Source organism: Streptomyces sp. NPDC055103 (genome assembly GCF_053607625.1).
The window spans coordinates 22,830-43,546 of sequence record NZ_JBSGTX010000054.1; the positions used below are offsets into that span (position 1 = coordinate 22,830).

11 protein-coding genes are annotated in these 20,717 nt (G+C 73.3%); 8 read left to right on the plus strand and 3 right to left on the minus strand.

What is annotated here, in order from left to right; translation table 11 throughout:
• Nucleotides 1-7: 7 nt before the first annotated feature.
• Nucleotides 8-1,768, minus strand: a complete 1,761-nt coding sequence (locus ACWFR1_RS28730; RefSeq protein ID WP_453556069.1) for a serine/threonine-protein kinase — start codon at nt 1,766-1,768, stop codon at nt 8-10.
• Nucleotides 1,769-2,214: 446 nt separating this feature from the next.
• On the opposite strand from ACWFR1_RS28730, the gene ACWFR1_RS28735 reads away from it, so the two are divergent.
• From ACWFR1_RS28735 to ACWFR1_RS28750, 4 genes are all read left to right on the plus strand, one after another.
• Nucleotides 2,215-6,558 (plus strand): FHA domain-containing protein, encoded by a 4,344-nt coding sequence (locus ACWFR1_RS28735; RefSeq protein ID WP_453556072.1) that lies wholly within the window; start codon nt 2,215-2,217, stop codon nt 6,556-6,558.
• A gap of 124 nt (nt 6,559-6,682) precedes the next feature.
• Entirely contained in the window at nt 6,683-8,044 is a 1,362-nt protein-coding gene (locus tag ACWFR1_RS28740; RefSeq protein WP_453556075.1) for an ABC transporter substrate-binding protein, read from the plus strand.
• 9 nt (nt 8,045-8,053) lie between these two features.
• Entirely contained in the window at nt 8,054-9,406 is a 1,353-nt protein-coding gene (locus tag ACWFR1_RS28745; RefSeq protein ID WP_453556078.1) for a carbohydrate ABC transporter permease, read from the plus strand.
• The gene (locus ACWFR1_RS28750) at nt 9,403-10,344 is read left to right on the plus strand and encodes an ABC transporter permease subunit (protein ID WP_453556081.1); all 942 of its coding nucleotides are present in this window, start codon (nt 9,403-9,405) and stop codon (nt 10,342-10,344) included. Before ACWFR1_RS28745 ends, ACWFR1_RS28750 begins: the two co-directional genes overlap by 4 nt.
• 72 nt (nt 10,345-10,416) lie before the next feature.
• Here the strand turns inward: ACWFR1_RS28750 and ACWFR1_RS28755 are convergent, their stop codons facing one another.
• Nucleotides 10,417-11,016 carry a TetR/AcrR family transcriptional regulator gene (locus ACWFR1_RS28755; RefSeq protein ID WP_453556084.1) on the minus strand — a complete coding sequence of 200 codons (600 nt, stop codon included), beginning with the start codon at nt 11,014-11,016 and terminating at the stop codon, nt 10,417-10,419.
• Between the two features lie 146 nt (nt 11,017-11,162).
• Between ACWFR1_RS28755 and ACWFR1_RS28760 the strand changes: the two genes are divergently transcribed.
• Genes ACWFR1_RS28760 through ACWFR1_RS28770 form a run of 3 tightly spaced genes read left to right on the plus strand, consistent with a single transcriptional unit; the run spans nt 11,163 to nt 14,344 of the window.
• Nucleotides 11,163-12,104, plus strand: coding sequence for an ABC transporter permease (locus tag ACWFR1_RS28760; RefSeq protein ID WP_453556087.1), 942 nt, complete (start codon nt 11,163-11,165; stop codon nt 12,102-12,104).
• Nucleotides 12,097-12,948 carry an ABC transporter ATP-binding protein gene (locus ACWFR1_RS28765; RefSeq protein WP_453556090.1) on the plus strand — a complete coding sequence of 284 codons (852 nt, stop codon included), beginning with the start codon at nt 12,097-12,099 and terminating at the stop codon, nt 12,946-12,948. The genes ACWFR1_RS28760 and ACWFR1_RS28765 overlap by 8 nt, the downstream gene beginning before the upstream one ends.
• 49 nt (nt 12,949-12,997) lie before the next feature.
• Nucleotides 12,998-14,344 carry a glycosyltransferase 87 family protein gene (locus ACWFR1_RS28770; RefSeq protein ID WP_453556093.1) on the plus strand — a complete coding sequence of 449 codons (1,347 nt, stop codon included), beginning with the start codon at nt 12,998-13,000 and terminating at the stop codon, nt 14,342-14,344.
• A gap of 59 nt (nt 14,345-14,403) precedes the next feature.
• Here the strand turns inward: ACWFR1_RS28770 and ACWFR1_RS28775 are convergent, their stop codons facing one another.
• A complete protein-coding gene (locus tag ACWFR1_RS28775; protein WP_453556096.1) occupies nt 14,404-19,404 on the minus strand; it encodes an NAD-glutamate dehydrogenase in 5,001 nt (1,666 codons plus the stop codon).
• Nucleotides 19,405-19,834: 430 nt separating this feature from the next.
• On the opposite strand from ACWFR1_RS28775, the gene ACWFR1_RS28780 reads away from it, so the two are divergent.
• Nucleotides 19,835-20,389, plus strand: a complete 555-nt coding sequence (locus tag ACWFR1_RS28780; RefSeq protein WP_453556099.1) for a DJ-1/PfpI family protein — start codon at nt 19,835-19,837, stop codon at nt 20,387-20,389.
• Nucleotides 20,390-20,717: the final 328 nt, after the last annotated feature.

A 20,717-nucleotide genomic window follows, 5' to 3' on the forward strand; every position in this document is an offset into this window, starting at 1 on the left:
CGTGGGGTTACTGCCCTGTACCGCCGGTAGTACCCCCCGAGCCGGTGGCCTCGCCGATCGTGGAGATCCAGTCCGTGACCGTCGAGATGCCGTCTCCGATGGCCTCCCAGTAGCCCTTGCCCTCGGCGATCCAGCCCTGGAGGGGGGTCAGCTCCCAGATGAGCCAGCCCGCGACCACGAACAGGACGATCGTGAACAGGCAGCCCTTGAGGCAGCCGAGGCCGGGGATCCGCATCGGGTTGGCGCCGCGCTGACGCGGCGGACGCGGCTCGCGGGGCGCGGGGGCCTGGGGCGGCGGCTGCGGCGGCGTGTACTGCTGCTGAGGCGGCTGCTGGGGCTGCGCGTACTGCTGCGGGGGCGGCGGGGGCGCGTACTGCTGCGGCTGGTGCTGCTGCTGGTACTGCTGCGGCGGTGCGGGCCGCTGCTGGTGCTGCGGCGGCCGCTGCTGCCCGTACTGACCCTGGCCCTGCTGTCCGTACTGACCCTGCTGACCCTGCTGACCCTGCTGACCCTGCTGACCCTGCTGACCGTACTGGCCCTGCTGGCCCTGCTGCTGCGGGCGCTGCGGGCGGCGGCGCAGCGGGTCCTCGCTCGGGTCAAGGTACTGCACCTGCGTCTGCTCGTTGCGGTCGCGGGCCGCGCGCAGCTGGCTCTGCCAGGGGTGCGGGTCCTCCGACTGCGGCGGCTGGGACGGTACGGGGGGCATGACGGCCGTCGGGTCGGCGACGCCCGCCGGTCCGCTGGTCTGCATGACGCTGGTCGCGGCGGCGGGGTCGTACTGCGACGGGTTCCCGGCGCCGCTGGGCAGCACCTGGGTGGCGTCGGCGGCCCCCGGGGTCTCCGGGACGGGCGCGGGCGCCGGGTCCGGGGCGAGGAGCGCCCCGACGCCGTCCGCGGCCTCGATCTGGGCAGGTGTGGCGTGGACGCCGATACCGGCGGCGACGGCGCGCAGGCCGCGCGCGAGGTTCTCGGCGCTCGGCCGTCGGTCGGGGTCCTTGCTGAGGCAGCGCTCTATGACCGTCCACAGCGGGCCGGGCACGGTCGAGGGGCGGCGCGGCTCCTCGCTGAGGTGCCGGTGCAGGACCTCGAGGGCGGTGCCGCCGGCGAACGGCGGCCGGCCGGTGACGAGCTCGTAGAGCAGGATGCCCGCGCCGTAGATGTCGACGGCGGAGGTCTGCGGGCGGCCCTCGGCGGACTCGGGCGCCACGTACGCGGGCGTGCCGACGAACTCGTGCGTCCGGGTCAGACCCGGAGAGTCCGCGAGGCGCGCGATGCCGAAGTCGGTGAGCATCGGGTGCATCTGGCCGCCCTGCTCGGCGAGCAGGACGTTGGCCGGCTTGAGGTCGCGGTGGACGACTCCGTCGGCGTGGCTGGCGGCGAGCGCGTCGGCGATCTGGGCCGTCAGGAGGGAGGCGGCGACCGGGGTGAGCGGGCCGCTCTCCCGGATGTACCGGTGGAGGTCGGGGCCCTCGACGAGGTCCATGACGAGGGCGAGGACGTCGCCCTCGACGACCAGGTCGCGGGTGCGCACGATGTTCGGGTGGGTGAGCCGGAGGAGCACGGACCGCTCGCGCAGGAAGCGCATCACGATGTCCGCGTCGTTGGCCAGCTCCTCCTTGAGGACCTTGATCGCGACGGTCTCCCCGGGCTGGCCGGGCACGGCCGCCTCGGCGCCCGCCGTCTCCCGCTGGCGGGCTCGCCAGACGGTGCCCGTGGCGCCGCGTCCGAGCGGCTCCTCGAGCAGGTACTTGCTGCCGATAGGCCGCACGTCACGCGCTCCCTGCTGATCGTGGTCCTGGGGTGGTCTCGTGTGCTCCCCGGGGTCCCTGTCCTCTGTTGTGACCCGTCCGGGTGTCCGACCCACTTTAGTGCCGCCGAACGGGTCAGAGGCCGGTCGTCCACAGGCGGAAATCGCCGCGAACTTGTCCGGAAGAAGACGCTCCGGGAAGCACGACGGTTGCCAGGCATGCTCCGAAGGCATGCTCAACCAGGCATTTTTAGGACCACAGCCGACCATTCAAGATCACTTGTGGCCGACCCGGGGGCGGGTTGTCGGTGGCAGGTGCGAGGATGCCTACAGCACGTCGCATCGGAGGGGTCGGGAGCCCCCGCGCCGTGCCGACCTGTACCGGACGACGCGTCCGTGCCGGGTGGGGGGAGTCACAGGGCGGTCCCCCTGCCGGGCATCTCGCGCAGAAGGGACCGCTGACGGCGATGCAGATCCGGCTGACCGTCCTCGCGCCGCACTCCGGCCATGGCAGCCACGGCGGCCACGGCGCCGGGCGCGCCTGCGACGTGCTCGTCACGGCCCCCGCCGGGACGGCGCTCGCCGCCGTGGCCTCCGGTCTGGCCGCCGCCGTCACCGGCCCCGACACCTCCGTGTCGGGCACGACCGTGCTCTACGCGGGCGGGGACCGGCTCGACAGCCGGCGCTGCGTGCTCGGCGAGCCGCCGCTCGTCGACGGCGCCGTCCTCTCGCTCCAGGTCCCCGGCCCCGACGACCGGCTCGGCGAGGCCGCCTCCGCCCGACTGCACGTGGTGGCGGGACCGGACGCGGGCGGGGTGCACCTGCTGCACGGCGGACCGATCAGAATCGGCCGTTCCGTCGACGCCGACGTACCGCTCGACGACCCCGACGTCTCGCGCGCACACTGCACGGTCACCGTCGGCGACGACGGCCGCGTCACCGTCTCCGACCTGGGCTCGACGAACGGGACGACGCTCGACGGCGTACCGGTCGGCGACCGCCCGGTCCGGCTCCTCCCCGGCTCCCTGCTGCGCCTCGGCGAGTCCGCCCTCCGTCTGACGGGCCACGGCGACGAGCCGGGCGGTACGGACACGGTGGCGACGGCCCCCGACGGCGAGGGCCACCTCCGGGTCGCCCGCGGGACGGCCGGGCAGGACGGAGCACCGGCCTCCGCAGGGACCGACGCGCCCTCGGGGCGCCCGGGTCGCCCGGGACACCTGGACCGGCCGGGACTCACGGTCGACGACACCACCCACGGTGGCGGGCGGGGCGTCCCGTACGGCGCCTCCCAGCCGTCCGCCCGGGACACCCGCCACGACGACGTGTACGCGGACCCGTACACCACGGATCCGCACGTCACGGACCCGTACGCGCCGGATGCGTACGCCGCCGAGTCCTACGGCGACCGCCCTGCCTCCCCCGGCCACGCGCGCGCGGAGGAGCCCGAGGGTCCCCACGACCACGACCACGACGGCGGCGAGGCCCACAGCAGGACCCGGCAGTCCCGCCGCCAGGGCGCCGCACCGGCCCCCGCACCCGGCCGCGCGGGCGGGAAGCGCGGGCTCGGCGCGTGGGCCCGGCGCCTCGCGGGCGGGCGCGAGGAGCTCCCAGCCCCGGACATCGATTCCGGCACCACCCCGGACACCCACGCGGGCACACCCGTCGGCGCGCTGGGCGGCGCCCGTCCGGCCCCCGGCGGGCGTGGCAGGGCGACCGGCCCCGGCCCCATGGCCGACACCTGGCCGGATCCGGCCACCGTCCTGCTCACCGCTCTCGGTCCGGGCCCCCGGCTCTGGGAGCGGGGCCAGGGCCATCCCGAATCCCTCGTGGTCCGGCTCGGCACGACCGACCGCGCCGAGCTCTCCGGAGTGCCGGTCACCATCGGACTGCGGGAGGCCGGTTCGCTCGGTCTCGCCGGCCCCGCCGACCGGCTCGCCGGGCTCGCCCGCTCGGTCGTGGCCCAGCTCGCCGCCCTGCACTCCCCCTCCGACCTGGAGATCGTGCTGATCAGCGCCGACCGGAACCGCTCCCTTGAGGAGCGGCGCCGCGCCTGGGGCTGGCTCGGCTGGCTCCCGCACGTCCGCCCGGCGCACGGGCAGGACTGCCGGCTGCTCCTGGCGTACGACCGGGAGCAGGCGCAGGCCCGGACGACCGAGCTGACCAGACGGCTCGACGACGGTCCCCTCGGCCCCGGCTGGCCCAGCGCCGACCGCGCGTCGGTCGCCGACGCCGCCGCCCGTCACTCCGGGCCGGCGACGGTCGTGATCGTCGACGGCGACCCCGGTTCCGCCGCGCTGCGCGAGACGGTCGCGCGCCTCGCGGGCGCCGGAGCGGCGGCCGGCATCCACCTTCTGTGCCTCGCCGAGGCGCCCTCCGCCACCCCGGAATCACCGGTGGCCGCCACCTACGAGGCGGCCTGCGCCGCGTCCCTCGCGTTCCGCGAGTGCGGGGCCGCCGGGCTCCTGAGCGGCGACGTGGCGACGGCGCTGCGTCTTGTCCGCACCTCCGGTGGACGGGTCGCCGGTCACGGCACCGTCGGCGTGGTCGACGCGGTCTCCGTCGCCTGGGCGGACCGGTTCGGCCGGGCCCTCGCCCCGCTGCGTACGGAGACGGCCGCCGCGCCGCACGGCCGGGCCGCCGCGCTGCCCCCGTCGGTCCGCCTGCTCGACGAGCTCGGCCTCGCCCGGGCGACCCCCGCCTCCCTGCTGGCCCGCTGGGCCTCCGCCGGGGACGGGACGGCCGTGCTCGGCGCGGGCCCGCGCGGGCCGCTGTCGGTGGACCTCACCCAGGAGGGCCCGCACCTGCTGATCGAGGGCCCCGCGGGCAGCGGCCGGACGGAGCTGCTCCGCTCGATCGCCGCGTCCCTCGCGGCCGGCGGCCGCCCGGACCGGCTGGGCCTGCTCCTCGTGGACGGCGCGGGCGGCGACCGCGGCGAGGGCCTCGCGGCCTGTACGGAGCTGCCGCACGTCACCGAGCACCTGGTCGCCTCCGACCCGGTACGCATGCGGGAGTTCGCGCAGGCGCTCGGCGCCGAGCTGAAGCGCCGGGCGGAGCTGCTCGGCGACGGCCACTTCGCCGACCGGCGCGGGGCCCGTGCCGCGCACACCGCGGACCGGCTGATCGGCCAGCGCTCCGCGAGCGCGGCGGAGTCCGTGCCCCAGGGCGCCCGTGCGACCGTGCGCGTGCCCGACGCGGGCGACCTGACGGACCGCCCGAGCGGCCGCACCCTGCGCACGGGCGACGGCACGATCGGCGCCCTCCCGAGCACGCGCGGCGGTCGCACACCCGACGGCGACCTCGGTGGCCGCCCGAGCGGCAGGATCACGTACTCGGGCGGGGACGACCTGAGCGGCCGCGCAAGCGGCCGCACCCTCCGCACGAACGACGGCAGCCTCCACGACGGCTCCAGCGGGCGTGTCCCGTACCCGGGCGCCGACGACCTCGGCGGACGCGCCAGCGGGCGCGTGCCCCGCACGAACGACGGCAGCCTCCCGGACCGCCCCAGCGGCCGCACCCTCCGCGTGGGCGACGACAACGACACCGCGCCCCAGCCCGGCGGCCGGGTCCCGCACGCGGGAGCGGACGACGTGGGCGGCCGCGCCAGCGGGCGTGTCCCGTACCCCGGCGCCGACGACGTGGGCGGCCGCGCCAGCGGGCGCGTGCCCCGCGAGGGCTCCGGGGCGATCGGCGACCGCCCGAGCGGTCGCGTGCCGTACCCCGGCGCGGACGACCTGGCCGGGCGCTCCAGCAGCCGCACCCTCCGGACGGGTGACGGCAGCCTCCACGACGGCTCCAGCGGCCGTGTGCCGTACCCCGGCGCCGAGGACCTCGGCGGACGCGCCAGCGGGCGCGTGTCGCGTGACGGCGGGGCCGGCGAGCGCGTCGGGAGGCGGGGGTCCTACCCCGGTGACGGCGAGAACGGCGACCGGACCGGTTCCCGCGCGCGCTCCACGGCCGGAGAGGCCCTCCCCCGGTCCGCAGCCGGAGAGGCCTACTCCCGGTCCACGGTCGGCGAGGCCTACCCCCGGTCCACGAACGGCGAGGCCTTCCTGGCCGACACGCCCAGCGGGCGGCTTCCCCGGCGCGAGGGCGGGTCCCTGGACGACCGGCCGAGCAGCCGCACCCTCCGCACGGGCGACGGCGACCTCGCCGACCACCCGAGCGGGCGCGTACCGCACCCCGCGAGCGGGCAGCCCGGGGGAGGCGACCAGGCGAGCGGGCGGATTCCGCGGCCCGCCGTCGGCGAGCCCGGCTCCGCGCGGACGTCGGGCGCCGGGCCGCTGCCGCGGCTCGTCGTCCTCGTCGACGACTTCGACGCCCTGGTCGCCCCGGCGCTCGGGGCCTCCGGCCGGCCGGCCGCCGGGTCCGTCGTCCGGGCCCTGGAGGCCGTCGCCCGGCACGGCGAGCGGCTCGGTGTGCACCTCGTCGCGACCTCGGCCCGCCCGGACCGTACGGCCGACACGGAGCTGGCCCACGGGGCCCGGCTGCGGATCGTGCTCGACGCGCCCCCGGTGGCCGCGGGCCCGGACGTGCCGGCGGCCGGGCGGGGCAGACTCGGCCATCCGGACGGCCGCGTGACCCCGTTCCAGGCGGGCCGCGTGACCGGCCGCATCCCGCGGACGGCGACGCTCCGGCCGGTCGTGGTCCCGCTGGAGTGGGAGCGGATGGGCGACCCGCCCACCCGTCGCCCGGTCCGCGAGCTGGGCAACGGCCCGACGGATCTGGCCCTCCTCGCGAGCGCCCTCGACCGGGCGGCCCGTTCGGTCGAGGCGACACCCATACCGCCGCTCGCGCCCGCCACCCACTCCTGACGGCACGTCACGAGGGCGTCACGATCGCCCGCTTGACCCCGGAGGCGGTATTGCGGGGGCTCCGTCACCCGGCGTAGACCTGTCGGCACGGGACAGCGACGCGCACGGGAGAGACGGGGCAGCGATGCGTACAACTCTTCGTCCACGCAAGACAGCGGTGACCATCACGGCGCTCACGGCGCTCACCGCACTGGCCCTCGCGGCCTGCGGCGGCGGGGCGGGCAAGGATCCCGGTGATCCCACGCCCAGCACCGGCGCCTTACCCCTCAAGGGCGAGAAGATCGAGGTCGCCGCCGTCTGGACGGGCCCCGAGCAGGAGAACTTCACCAAGGTCCTGCGGGAGTTCGAGAAGCGCACGGGCGCGACGGTCACGTTCGTGCCGGCCCAGGACCCGATCGTGAACTTCCTCGGGACGAAGATCGCCGGCGGCTCCCCGCCCGACGTGGCGATGCTCCCGCAGGTCGGCGCGATCCAGCAGGCCGCCGCCCAGAAGTGGCTGAAGCCGGTCGGCCCCGAGGCCGAGGCCCAGCTCGCCGCGAACTACTCGCCCGGCTGGCAGAAGCTCGGCGCGGTCGACGGCACCCAGTACGGGGTCTACTTCAAGGCCGCCAACAAGTCCCTGGTCTGGTACAACACCGCGGTCTTCGAGAACGCGGGCGCGACCGAGCCGAAGACCTGGAAGGAGTTCCTCACCACCGCCGAGACCATCTCGGCGTCCGGCGTCACCCCGGTCTCGGTCGGCGGCGCGGACGGCTGGACCCTCACCGACTGGTTCGAGAACGTCTACCTCTCGCAGGCCGGCCCGGCGAAGTACGACCAGCTGGCGAAGCACGAGATCAAGTGGACCGACCCGTCCGTCGCGGCGGCCCTCACCACGCTCGGTGAGCTGTTCGGGAAGCCGGCGCTGCTCGCGGGCGGCACGAACGGCGCGCTGCAGACCGAGTACCCGGTCTCGGTGACCCAGACCTTCACGGGCGGCGACCAGCCCAAGGGGGCGATGGTCTTCGAGGGCGACTTCGCGGCCGTCAACATCGCCCAGACGAAGGCGAAGATCGGTACGGACGCGAAGGTGTTCCCGTTCCCGACGGTCGGCGGCGGCACCGCTCCCGTCGTGACGGCCGGTGACGCGGCCGTGGCACTGAAGGACACCAAGGGCGCGCAGGCGCTGCTCGCCTTCCTGGCCTCCCCGGACGCGGCGCGGATCTGGGCGGCCGAGGGCGGCTTCCTCTCCCCCAACAAAAACCTGGACCCGGCGGCGTATCCGAACGACGTCCAGCGCGAGATCGCCAAGGCTCTCGTCGGCGCCGGTGACGACTTCCGCTTCGACATGTCGGACCAGATGCCGCAGTCCTTCGGCGGGACCCCGGGCAAGGGCGAGTGGAAGGCGCTCCAGGACTTCCTGAAGAACCCGAAGGACGTCGCCGGGGCCCAGGCGCGTCTGGAGGCGGACGCGGCGAAGGCGTACCGGACCGCCGCGAAGAGCTGAGGCCCCGGCATGCCGAGGACCGCCCGGACCCCCAAGGGCACCCGCACCAGCACTGGCACCCGCACCCGTACCCGTACCCGGGGCAGGAGCCGTACGGTCGCGGTGGGGTTCCTGCTCCCCGCCCTGCTCCTCCTCGGGGCGCTGGTCGTCTACCCGATCGGGTACTCCGTCCAGCGCTCGCTCTTCGACCGCTCCGGCTCGTCCTTCGTGGGCCTGGACAACTACCTCGCGCTCGTCACCGACGACTCGCTCCGCACCGCCGTGCGGAACAACCTGATCTGGCTGGTTCTCGCCCCCGCGGTCGCCACCGCGCTCGGCCTGGTGTTCGCCGTCCTCACCGAACGCGTCCGCTGGGGCACGGCGTTCAAACTGGTCGTCTTCATGCCGATGGCGATCTCGATGCTGGCCGCCGGGATCATCTTCCGGCTCGTCTACGAGCAGGACCCGGACAGGGGCGTCGCCAACGCCGTCTGGGTCGGGGTCCACGACACCTTCGCCGAGTCCTCGGGCTTCCCCCGGGCCCGGCCGCTCCCCGCGCACCCGCTCACCGCGGCCGGCGGCGGCGCGTACGTCACCAAGGAGGCGGTACGCGCCGGGGAGCCCGTCCGGCTGCCGCTCGTCGGGGTGGCTCCCGGCCGGATGCCGAAGGAGGCCCGCCCGGCGCACGAGCCCGTTCCCGAGGCGGGGACCGTCGTCGGCACGGCCTGGCTGGACTTCACCCGGGGCGGCGGCGGGAAGCCGAACGTCGTCGACCCGGCCGAACCGGGCCTCGCCGGGCTGCGGATCGAGGCCGTACGGGACGGAAAGGTGGTCGCCACGGCCACGGCGGCGGCCGACGGCGGCTTCACCCTGCCCGCCGACCGTGCCGACGGAGCCGTACTCCGCCTCCCCGCGAGCAATTTCCGGGAGCAGTACAACGGCGTGGAGTGGCTGGGACCCTCGCTCGTCACCCCGGCCGTGATCGGGGCGTACGTATGGATGTGGGCCGGCTTCGCGATGGTCCTGATCGGCGCCGGGCTCGCGGCCGTACCGCGCGAACTGCTCGAAGCGGCGCGGGTGGACGGGGCGAACGAGTGGCAGGTGTTCCGCCGGATCACGGTCCCGCTCCTCGCCCCGGTCCTCGCGGTCGTCCTCGTCACCCTGATGATCAACGTACTCAAGGTCTTCGACCTGGTCTTCGTCATCGCGCCGGGCTCGGCGCAGGACGACGCGAACGTGCTCGCGCTCCAGCTGTACCGCTCGTCCTTCGGCACGGACGCGGATCTCGGGGTCGGCTCGGCCATCGCCGTCGTGCTGCTCCTGCTGGTGCTGCCGGTGATGGCGGTCAACATCCGCCGGATACGAAGGGAGACCCGCCGATGACCTCCCCTGCCCCGACACCCTCACGCGTCCCCACACCCTCACCGGCCACAAAACCCACGCGCGTATCCACCCCCTCCCCCGCCCCGAAGTCTTCACCCGCCTCCCGGATCGCGGCCCGCGCGGCCGGAGGCGCGGTCCGTGTCTTCCTCGTCCTGGCCGGCCTGTTCTGGCTGCTGCCCACGGTCGGGCTGCTGTTCTCCTCCCTCCGCTCACCCTCCGACATCGCGGCGAGCGGCTGGTGGGAGGTGTTCACGGCCCCGGCCCGGCTGACCACCGAGAACTACACCCAGCTCCTCGCGAACGGGACGATCACCGGCTCGCTCCTCTCCACCGTCCTGATCACCGTCCCGGCCACGCTCCTGGTCCTGGTCCTCGGCTCGTTCGCCGGGTACGCCTTCGCGTGGCTGGAGTTCCCCGGCCGGGACTGGTGGTTCCTGGGGGTGGTGGCGCTGCTCGTGGTCCCGGTGCAGGTCGCGCTGGTCCCGGTGTCGAAGCTGTTCGGCGCGGTCGGGCTCTTCGAGACGACGCTCGGGGTCGTCCTCTTCCACACCGCCTTCGGCCTGCCGTTCGCGATCTTCCTGCTGCGGAACTTCTTCGCGGAGATCCCGCGCGAGCTCCTGGAGGCGGCACGGCTCGACGGGGCGGGCGAGGTGCGGCTCTTCACGCGGGTGGTGCTGCCGCTCGGCGGTCCGGCGATCGCCTCGCTGGGGATCTTCCAGTTCCTGTGGGTGTGGAACGACATGCTGATCGCGCTGATCTTCGCGGACTCTCAGTCGCCGCCGATCACGGTGGCGCTCCAGCAGCAGGTCCGGCAGTTCGGCAACAACGTGGACGTCCTCGCGCCGGGGGCGTTCCTGTCGATGGTGGTGCCGCTGGCGGTCTTCTTCGCGTTCCAGCGGCAGTTCGCGACCGGGGTGATGGCGGGCGCGGTGAAGTAGCCCCCTCAGGGCCTCACGGGCTTCAGGGCCTCGGGGCCACACGGGCCTCGGGGCCTCGGGGCCTCAAGGGCCTCAGGCCTTGAGCGCCGCCACCGCCGCGCGCGTGAGCTCGTCCACGTACCCCGGGGGCAGCGCCGTGCGGACGACGACGAGTCGCCAGTACAGCGGTCCGACGACGAGGTCGAGGGCCTTGGCGGGGTCGGCGCCCTCGGGGAGCTCGCCGCGTGCGACGGCCTCGCGGACGATCCGGGTCATGACGCCCTGCTGACCGTCGAGCAGCGCCTCGCGGATCGCGTCGGCGATCTCCGGCTGCCGGGCGGCCTCGACGAGCAGGTCGGGGATGACCCGTGAGGCGACCGGGTGGCGCAGGGCGTACGAGGCCATCTCCAGGAGCGCGCGCACGTCCCCGTGCAGGGAACCGGTGGCGGGCGCCGGCATGCCCTGGACGGCGAAGGCGCCGACGAGGTCGAGGACGAGGGAGAGCTTGGACTTCCACCGCCGGTAGACGGCGGTCTTGCCGACGCCCGCGCGGCGCGCGATGCCCTCGATGGACATCCGGGCGAAGCCGACGGCCGCGAGCTCCTCGAAGACGGCGGCGCGGATGGCCTCGGTCACGTCCTCACGGAGTACGGCGGCTCCGGCGGGGGCGCGGCGGGGGGTCGGTTCGGTCATGAACGGCATCCTAACCAACGACGACGTTACGACGATACGGTTGCGTTCCAACGTCCAAGCGCCCTAACCTCACCGTAGCGACGATACGGACCCGTTCCATCGCCGACGACAGCCCGTGCCCCGCACCCCTCGTCGAAAGCGCTCCCGTGACCACGACCCTCGCCCCATGCGAACGCGAATCCGCACCCACAAAAGAAGACCGGCACCAACCCCCACCCGATGAGGACCTGCGCGCGCTCGCCCTGCGCCACGGCCTGACCGTCAGCGGAGCCCGGCCCTCGCTCCCGGCCTACGTCCGGCAGCTCTGGTCCCGCCGCGACTTCATCGCCGCCTTCGCGACCGCCCGCCTCACCGCCCAGTACAGCCAGGCCCGCCTCGGCCAGCTCTGGCAGGTGATGACCCCGCTCCTCAACGCGGCCGTGTACTACGCGATCTTCGGTGTCCTCATGAACGCCAGGCACGGCGTCCCCGACTACGTCCCGTTCCTGATCACCGGCGTCTTCGTGTGGACCTTCACCTCCGACACGGTCATGGCCGGCACCCGGGCGATCAGCGGCAATCTGGGTCTGGTCCGCGCCCTGCACTTCCCGCGCGCGAGCCTGCCGATCTCGCTCGCGCTCCAGCAGCTCCAGCAGCTGCTCCTCTCGCTCACCGCGCTCGTCGTGATCCTCTTCTGCTGCGGCGAGTTCCCCACCCCGAGCTGGCTGCTGGCGATCCCCGCCCTCCTCTGCCAGGCCCTGTTCAACACGGGCGTGGCGCTCGTCCTCGCCCGGATCGCGGCCCGCACCCCGGACATCAGCCAGCTGATGCCGTTCGTGCTGCGCACCTGGATGTACGCCTCCGGCGCGATGTGGTCGATCCAGAACCTGGCGAGCGCCGGCCGCTTCCCGGACGCCGTGGTGCTGGCCCTCCGGTGCAACCCGGCGGCGGTCTACATCGACCTCATGCGCTCCGCGCTGATCGGGAGTCACACGGCGGCCCAGCTGCCACCGCACGTCTGGGCACTGGCCGCCGGCTGGGCCCTGCTGTCCTTCGCGGGCGGCTTCATCTGGTTCTGGAAGGCTGAGGAGACGTACGGCCGTGGCTGAGACACCCGACACCACCGACACAGACCAGCGAACCCCGACCGTCGTGGTCGACGACGTCCACATCACCTACACCGTCCACGGCGGACACCCCGGCGGCCGGGGCAGCGCCACCGCCGCACTCGGCCGCATACTGAGCCGCGGCCGTACGGATCCGGCCGGCCGCACGACTCCGGCCAGCCGTCGGGTCCACGCCGTGAAGGGCGTGAGCTTCGCCGCGTACCGGGGTGAGGCGATCGGCCTGATCGGTTCGAACGGATCGGGCAAGTCGACGCTCCTGAAAGCCGTCGCGGGCCTCCAGCCCGTCGAGCGGGGCCAGATCTACACCCAGGGCCAGCCCTCCCTCCTCGGCGTCAACGCCGCCCTGATGGGCGATCTGACCGGCGAACGGAACGTGGTCCTGGGCGGCCTCGCGATGGGCATGAGCCGCGCGGAGGTCCGGGAGCGCTACGACGAGATCGTCGACTTCTCCGGCATCAACGAGAAGGACGACGCCATCTCCCGCCCCATGCGGACGTACTCCTCCGGGATGGGGGCCCGGCTGCGCTTCTCCATCGCCGCCGCCAGGAGCCACGACGTCCTGCTCATCGACGAGGCCCTGTCGACCGGCGACGCGCGCTTCCGGCGGCGGAGCCAACGGCGGATCGACGAGCTGCGGGCGGAGGCGGGCACGGTCTTCCTGGTCAGCCACTCGAACTCCACCATCACGGAGACCTGCGAGCGGGCGCTGTGGCTGGAGGCGGGGACGCTGCAGATGGACGGCCCGGCGAAGGAGGTGGTCGCGGCCTACGAGGAGTTCACCGCCAGGGGGACGGCACGGCCCGATGAAGACGGCACGGCCCGGTAAGGACAGCACAGCCCCACAAACAGGGCATATCGGACTACAGTGCCGAAGGATGACGAACGATCACCCGCAGCCGCCACCCCATCGGGCCGCCCGGAACGACCCCCCGTCACCCACCGCGCCCGGATCCCCCACCGCGCCCCCTCCCCCCTCCCTGACCGGGTCCCCCTTCGACTCGGACACCTTCACCTCCGCCACCTTCGTCACGGTCGGCCGCGGCCCCACCCTCGCCCTCGCCGCCGTCTGGCTCCTCACCCGCGCCGGCATGCTCCTGCTGCTCCTCCGCGACGACCTCGGCATCGGCGGGGTCGGCCGCGAGGTGGCCCTCTACCAGCACTGGTACGGGCAGTTCGCGTCCGGCACCTTCCCGCCCGGCGACGTCACCTGGCAGTACCCGCCCGGCGCGGGCCTGGTGATCATGGCCCCGGGCATCGTCCCCTCCCTCACGTACTTCCAGGCCTTCGTCGCCCTCGCCGTCCTCGCGGACGCGGTCATCACCGTCGCCCTCGCCCGCGCCGACAGCGAACGCCTCACCCACGGCGCCTGGTACTGGGTCTGCGGCCTCCCGCTCCTCCTGCACCTCCCCCTCGCGCGGTACGACGTCCAGACCACCGCCCTCGCAGTCCTCGCCCTCCTCGCCGTCAACGCCCGCTCGACGGCCGCCCATCAGATCGGCGGGGCGCTCGCCGGAATCGGCGCCATGGTCAAGGTCTGGCCGGCGCTCACCCTGATCGGCACCCCCCGGGGACGTACCACCCGCGAGGCCTGGACCGCCGCCGTCGTCGCCGCGCTCGCCCTCGTCGCCACCCTCGCGCTGTTCTTCTCCGAGTCGCTCGGCTTCCTGCGCCAGCAGGGCAACCGCGGCATCCAGATCGAGTCCCTGGGCGGCACGGCCCTCGCACTGGCCCGGGCCGCCGGGATCTGGCCGGGCCGGGTCGAGTTCCGCTACGGCTCATTCGAGTACGTCGGCCCGTACGTCTCCAGCCTCGGCCACGTCGCCCTGCTGCTCACCGTCATCGCCCTCGGCTGGCTGCTGTTCTGGCGCGTCCGAGCCCGGCGCTGGACCCCCGCGACCCCGCTCGACGCGGCCTTCGCCGCCGTCCTGCTCTTCACCGTCACCAGCCGGGTCATCAGCCCCCAGTACATGATCTGGCTGCTCGGGCTCGCCGCCGTCTGTCTGACCTCCCGCCGGACCGTGATGCGCCCGGTGGCCCTGCTGCTGCTCCCGGCGGCCGCGCTGAGCTCGCTCGCGTACCCCGTCCTGTACCTGGAGGTCCTCGCCGGCACGCCCTCGGGCCTCACCGTCATGGTCCTGCGCAACGGCCTGCTGCTCGCGGCGGCGCTGCTCGCCGCCCGCCGGCTGTGGACCGAGACGGTCACCACCCCGGAGGCGGAATGACGGAAGGGCCCCGCCGGGAAACCGGCGGGGCCCTTCGACGTCATGCCATGACTACATGACTAGCTGTGCGACCGCAGCAGCGTGCGCATGGTCCGCATGGCCACCGACAGGTTCGCCAGGTCGAAGGTGTCCGAGCCCTGGATCTCCTCCAGGGTCGTCCGCGCGCGGCCCAGGATCGCCGCGTTCTTCTCCTCCCAGGCCTTGAACCGCTCCTCCGGGCTCGACGCGCCGTTGCCCGCCGTCAGGACGTCCTGCGTGAGCGCGGCGTGCGCCGCGAACAGGTCCTCACGGATCGAGGCACGGGCCATCGACTGCCAGCGGTCGCTGCGCGGCAGCTCGATGATCCGGTCCATGAGGCCGGTGATCCGCAGCCGGTCGGCCAGGTCGTAGTAGACCTCGGCCACCGCGAGCGGCTCCTTGCCCGTCCGGTCCGCGATCGCGACGACATCGAGGATCGGGAAGGCGGACGAGAAGCCGGCGACCCGCAGCGCGAGCGCCTCCGGCACGCCGACCTCGGTCAGCTCGGCCACGATCGACCGGTGCCACTCCAGGTCCGCGCCGCGCAGCAGCTCCGGCAGCCGGCCCCAGACGTCCTCCAGCCGGTCGGCGAAGAACTCGATGGTCTCGCCGATCTGGAGCGGCTGCGGCCGGTTGTTGAGCAGCCAGCGCGTGCCGCGCTCGACGAGCCGGCGGGAGTGCAGCCGCATCCGGGTCTGGACGTCGGCGGGCACCAGGTTGTCGAGGGCCTCGACGGCGTCCCAGACCTGGCTGAGGCGGAAGACCGCCCGGGCCGCGGTCTGCGCGCGGACGATCTCCTCGATCGACGCGCCGGTCTCCTCGCGGAGGCGGTGCAGGAAGGTCGAGCCACCGGTGTTGACGGTGTCGTTGACCAGGATCGTGGTGATGATCTCGCGGCGCAGGGCGTGGCTGTCGACGGCCTCGGTGAACTTCTCGCGCAGCAGCGTCGGGAAGTACGCGTGGAGCAGCCCGCGCAGGTACGGGTCGTCCGGGAGCTCCGTACCGATCAGCTCGTCGGCCACCGTGATCTTGGTGTACGCGAGGAGGACGGCGAGCTCCGGCTGGCTCAGGCCCCGGCCGTTGTTGAGCAGCTCGCGGATCTGCCGGTCGTTGGGCAGGAACTCCAGCTCCCGCGAGAGGTTGCCGTCGCGGCCCAGGCGGCGCATGAAGCGCTGGTGGGCGTGGAGCAGCGAGGGTGACTGGGCGACGGCGTTGGCCAGGGCCGTGTTCTGCGCGTAGTTGTTGCGCAGGACGAGCGTGCCGACCTCGTCGGTCATCTCGGCGAGGATCTTGTTGCGCTGCTTGACGGTCATGTCGCCCTCGGCGACGAGCCCGTTGAGCAGGATCTTGATGTTGACCTCGTGGTCGGAGGTGTCGACGCCGGCGCTGTTGTCGATGGCGTCGGTGTTGACCTTGCCGCCCTGCCCCCCGGGGCCGCCGGCGCGGGCGAACTCGATGCGGCCGAGCTGGGTCGCGCCGAGGTTGCCGCCCTCGCCGATGACCTGGGCGCGGACGTCCTGGCCGTCGACGCGGATGGCGTCGTTGGCCTTGTCGCCGACGTCCGCGTTCGACTCGGTGGACGACTTGACGTACGTACCGATGCCGCCGTTCCACAGCAGGTCGACGGGGGCGTGCAGCACGGCCTTCATCAGCTCGGCCGGGGTCATCTTGGTGATGCCCTCCTCGATGCCGAGGGCGGCCCTGACCTGCGCGTTGACCGGGATGGACTTGGCGCTGCGGGGGTGGATGCCACCACCGGAGGAGAGCAGCGACGTGTCGTAGTCGGCCCAGGACGAGCGGGGCAGGTCGAAGAGGCGGCGGCGCTCGGCGTACGAGACGGCCGCGTCCGGGTTGGGGTCGATGAAGATGTGCCGGTGGTCGAAGGCGGCGACCAGGCGGATGTGCTCGCTGAGCAGCATGCCGTTGCCGAAGACGTCACCGGACATGTCGCCGACGCCGACGACCGTGAAGTCCTCGGTCTGGGTGTCGTGGCCGAGCTCGCGGAAGTGGCGCTTGACGGACTCCCAGGCGCCGCGGGCGGTGATGCCCATGCCCTTGTGGTCGTAGCCGGCGGAGCCGCCGGAGGCGAAGGCGTCGCCGAGCCAGAAGCCGTACGACTCCGCGACCCCGTTGGCGATGTCGGAGAAGGTCGCGGTGCCCTTGTCGGCGGCGACGACGAGGTAGGTGTCGTCCTCGTCGTGGCGGACCACGTCGAGCGGCGGCACGACCTCGCCCGCGACCAGGTTGTCGGTGATGTCGAGCAGCGCCGAGATGAAGGTCTTGTAGCTCTCGATGCCCTCGGCGAGCCAGGCGTCACGGTCCACGGACGGGTCCGGGAGCTGCTTGGCGACGAAGCCGCCCTTGGCGCCGACGGGCACGATGACGGTGTTCTTCACCATCTGCGCCTTGACCAGGCCGAGGATCTCCGTACGGAAGTCCTCGCGGCGGTCGGACCAGCGCAGGCCGCCTCGGGCGACCTTGCCGAAGCGCAGGTGGACGCCCTCGACGCGCGGCGAGTACACCCAGATCTCGAAGGCGGGGCGCGGGGCCGGCAGGTCGGGGATGGCCTGCGGGTCGAACTTCATCGACACGTAGGAGGGCCAGTTCCCGCCCGCCGACGTCTGACTCTTCTTGCCGCTTCCCGTGCTGACGCTCTGGAAGAAGTTCGTCCGCAGGGTGGCCTTGATGACGGTGAGGAAGGCCCGCAGGATCCGGTCCTCGTCCAGGCTCGCGACCTGGTCGAGGGCGCCGTCCAACTCCTCCAGGATGCCGTCGGTCAGCTCGGTGCCGGCGCGCTGGCGCTCCGGCGCCATCCGGGCCTCGAAAAGGGAGACGAGCAGCCGGGTGGTGTGGACGTTGTTGCGGAGGGTGTCCTCCATGTAGTCCTGGCTGAAGGTCGAACCGGCCTGGCGCAGGTACTTCGCGTAGGCGCGCAGCACCATCGCCTCGCGCCAGGTGAGCCCGGCGGAGAGGACGAGGGAGTTGAAGTTGTCGTTCTCGGCCTCGCCGGTCCAGGTGGCGGCGAAGGCCTCCTGGAAGCGCTCGCGGGCGTCGTCGCCGAGGTAGTCGCCGCCGTTGCCGGTCGGGGCCGGCATCCGCAGACCGAAGTCGTAGACCCAGGCGTGGGTGCGGTCGGAGCAGCGCAGCTCGTACGGGCGCTCGTCGGTGACCTCGACGCCGAGCCGGTTCAGGACCGGCAGGACGGCGGAGAGGGAGATCGGGTCGCCGGTCTTGTAGATCTTGAAGCGGCGCTCGCCGGGGCCGGCGACGACGGGCTCGTACAGCGAGAGCGCGAAGTCCTTGTCCGTACGGGCGAGGGCCTCCAGGTGGACCAGGTCGGCGACGGCCGCGCGCGGCGAGTGGTCGGCCTTGTAGCCCTCGGGGAAGGCGTTGCCGTAGCGGCGCAGCAGCTCGGCGGCGCGCTCCTCGCCGCACTCGGCGTTGAGGGCCTCGCCGAAGCCGTCGGCCCAGGAGCGGGCGGCCTCGACGAGCCGGGTCTCGATGCGGTCGACGTCGGCGTCGGTCAGCTTGGCGAGCTCGGTGCCGGGCTTGACGCGGACGACGAAGTGCAGACGGGAGAGGATCGACTCGGTGTTCCAGGCGGTGAAGTCGACGCTGGTGCCGTCGAGCTCCTCCTTCAGGATGTCGATGATCCGCAGCCGGACGCGGGTGGTGTAGCGGTCGCGCGGCAGGTAGACGAGGGCCGAGTAGTAGCGGCCGTACTCGTCCTGGCGCAGGTAGAGGCGCAGCCGGCGCCGCTCCTGGAGGTACAGGACGCTGGTGACGATGGACCGGAGCTGGTCGACCGGGGTCTGGAAGAGCTCGTCGCGCGGGTAGGTCTCCAGGATCTGGAGCAGGTCGCGGCCGTCGTGGCTGTTCGGCGAGAAGCCGGCGCCCGCCAGGACCTCCTGGACCTTGCGCTTGACGACGGGGACGCGCCGCACGGACTCGGTGTAGGCGGCGGACGAGAACAGTCCGAGGAAGCGCCGCTCACCGACGACGTTGCCGTCGGCGTCGAACTTCTTCACGCCGACGTAGTCGAGGTACGAGGGGCGGTGCACGGTCGCCCGGCTGTTGGCCTTCGTCAGGATCAGCAGCTTGTGCTCGCGGGCCTTCGCGCGGGCGTCGGCGGGCAGCCGGCTGAAGGAGGGCGAGACGGGGTGGGCGTGGTGGCCCTGGTCCTCGCCGCCGTGCTGCGGGTCGGAGCGCAGGATGCCGAGGCCGGTGCCGGGCACGGCGGACAGGGCGTCGCCGTTGACGAGCTCGTACTCGCGGTAGCCGAGGAAGGTGAAGTGGTCGTCGGCGAGCCAGCGCAGCAGCTCGCGGGCCTCCTCCACCTCGGTCGGCCGCAGGTCGGAGGCGGTGGGCTCGGCGGGGAGGCCCTCGGCGATCCGCAGCGCGGCGTCGCGCATCTTGTCCCAGTCCTCGACCGTCTCGCGGACGTCGGACAGGACGCGCAGCAGGTCGGCGGTGATCTGCTTGAGGTCGGCGCGGTCGGTCTCGCGGTCGATCTCGACGTGGATCCACGACTCGGTGATCGCGTCGTGCGGCAGCTCGCCCTGGATCTGGGCGGCGAGGACCTCGATGAGCTTTCCGGCGACGTCACGGCGGACGAGGACCTGCGGGTGGATCACGACGTGGATGCCGCGACCCTGGCGGGACAGCTCGTTGGTGACGGAGTCGACGAGGAAGGGCATGTCGTCGGTGACGACCTCGACGACGGAGTGGCTGCTGGTCCAGCCGTTCTCCTCCACCGTCGGGGTGTGGACGCGCACGTTCGCGGTGCCCTGCGGGCGGTTCTCCGCGAGCCGGTAGTGAGAGAGCGCGGCGCCGAACACGTCGACCGGGTCCCGGTCGCCGAGGTCCTCCGGCGCGGTGTGCAGGTAGTACCGCTGGAGGTATTCGAGCACGGTGTCCCGGTCCGGGTGCTCCCCAGCACCCTCCGGGCCCGTCGGAAGTCGCCCCCCGACCGGGCTGTGCTCAGCTACCCGAGCGGCCCTTTCGAGCAGCTCGGCCTTGGCTTCGTCCAGCTTGGTCTGCATGTCCTCTGACTCCTGTCGCGCGCCGTTGCGTGACGTCGGTGGAAGAAAGGACACAACGCCACGACGCGGTGATTCCGGTCGAAGACGACGTTATGCCCCGATGAGAGATGCCCGGATCGATATCGGCCACGGAGCGTGGCGCGTCCGGACGGGAAGGATCGGCGAACGCACGGTCGGCCCGGCCGCCGTGGCGGTCCGGGCGGCAGCCGGGGGCTTCGCTGCCCCCACGGCGTATCGCGCTGATCACGGGCAAAAGCCTATCGCCCCCGCCCCCCGAACCGTCATGAGCCGTATGCGTACAAAAGAGCGGGCCAAGTTTGACGTTATGGACAGCGACACGTGTCTCTTGGCAAAGCGGCCCGCCGGGGGCGGCGTGTGCGCAAGCATGGGCACAGCACGACAGACCGACCATCTGTGACCTGGGAGAGCCATGGCGAAGATCCTGATCGTGACCGGTGACGCGGCGGAGTCCCTTGAGGTGATGTACCCCTACCAGCGGCTCCTGGAGGAGGGTTACGAGGTCGACATCGCCGCCCCGGCCCGTAAGCAGCTCCGCTTCGTCGTCCACGACTTCGAGCCGGGCTTCGACACGTACACCGAGAAGCCGGGCTACACGTGGCCCGCGGACCTGGCCTTCTCGGAGGTCGACCCGGGCGCGTACCTGGCGGTGGTCATCCCGGGTGGCCGGGCCCCGGAGTACCTGCGCAACGACCCGGAGCTCCGCAAGATCCTGAAGGCCTTCTTCGACGCGGACAAGCCGGTGGCCCAGATCTGTCACGGCCCGCTCCTGACGGCGGCGATCGGCGGCCTGGAGGGCCGCAGGGTCACGGCGTACCCGGCCCTGGAACTCGACATGCAGGCGGCCGGAGCGACCTTCCAGGACGCGGCGGCCGTGGTCGACGGCCTCCTGGTCTCCTCCCGAGCCTGGCCGGACCACCCCACCTGGATGCGCGAATTCCTCAAGATCCTCCGAACCAAGTCCTGACCCCTACGCAGAACGCCGCCACCGCTCCCCCACGGCCCGGTGCCGACGCACGACGGCGGGTCCCCCCGCGCCGCACGGGCCGGTGTCGGCGGTACGGCCCGGGCTCCCGCCCACCGCCCGGTGGCGGCTTACGACGGCAGGTTCCCGCCCCCACCGGCCAGGGGGCCGCCGACGGTGGTCGGCCACCCACGGGAAGACCTGAGGTCGACGTCGAAGTTGTACGGGGGGTGCGGGTGGGAACCCCAGCCCGGCCGAAGGCCGGGCGCACCCCCACGGGCCCGCACCGCACCACCGGCCCGCACCACCGGCCCGCCCCACCGCAACGGCA

What these genes read in the sequence shown, in the direction of transcription:
- ACWFR1_RS28735 (WP_453556072.1), top strand. Translation starts at nt 2,215, where the DNA reads ATGCAGATCCGGCTGACCGTCCTCGCGCCGCACTCCGGCCATGGCAGC.
- ACWFR1_RS28740 (WP_453556075.1), top strand. Translation starts at nt 6,683, where the DNA reads ATGCGTACAACTCTTCGTCCACGCAAGACAGCGGTGACCATCACGGCG.
- ACWFR1_RS28745 (WP_453556078.1), top strand. Translation starts at nt 8,054, where the DNA reads ATGCCGAGGACCGCCCGGACCCCCAAGGGCACCCGCACCAGCACTGGC.
- ACWFR1_RS28750 (WP_453556081.1), top strand. Translation starts at nt 9,403, where the DNA reads ATGACCTCCCCTGCCCCGACACCCTCACGCGTCCCCACACCCTCACCG.
- ACWFR1_RS28755 (WP_453556084.1), bottom strand. Translation starts at nt 11,016, where the DNA reads ATGACCGAACCGACCCCCCGCCGCGCCCCCGCCGGAGCCGCCGTACTC.
- ACWFR1_RS28770 (WP_453556093.1), top strand. Translation starts at nt 12,998, where the DNA reads ATGACGAACGATCACCCGCAGCCGCCACCCCATCGGGCCGCCCGGAAC.
- ACWFR1_RS28775 (WP_453556096.1), bottom strand. Translation starts at nt 19,404, where the DNA reads ATGCAGACCAAGCTGGACGAAGCCAAGGCCGAGCTGCTCGAAAGGGCC.
- ACWFR1_RS28780 (WP_453556099.1), top strand. Translation starts at nt 19,835, where the DNA reads ATGGCGAAGATCCTGATCGTGACCGGTGACGCGGCGGAGTCCCTTGAG.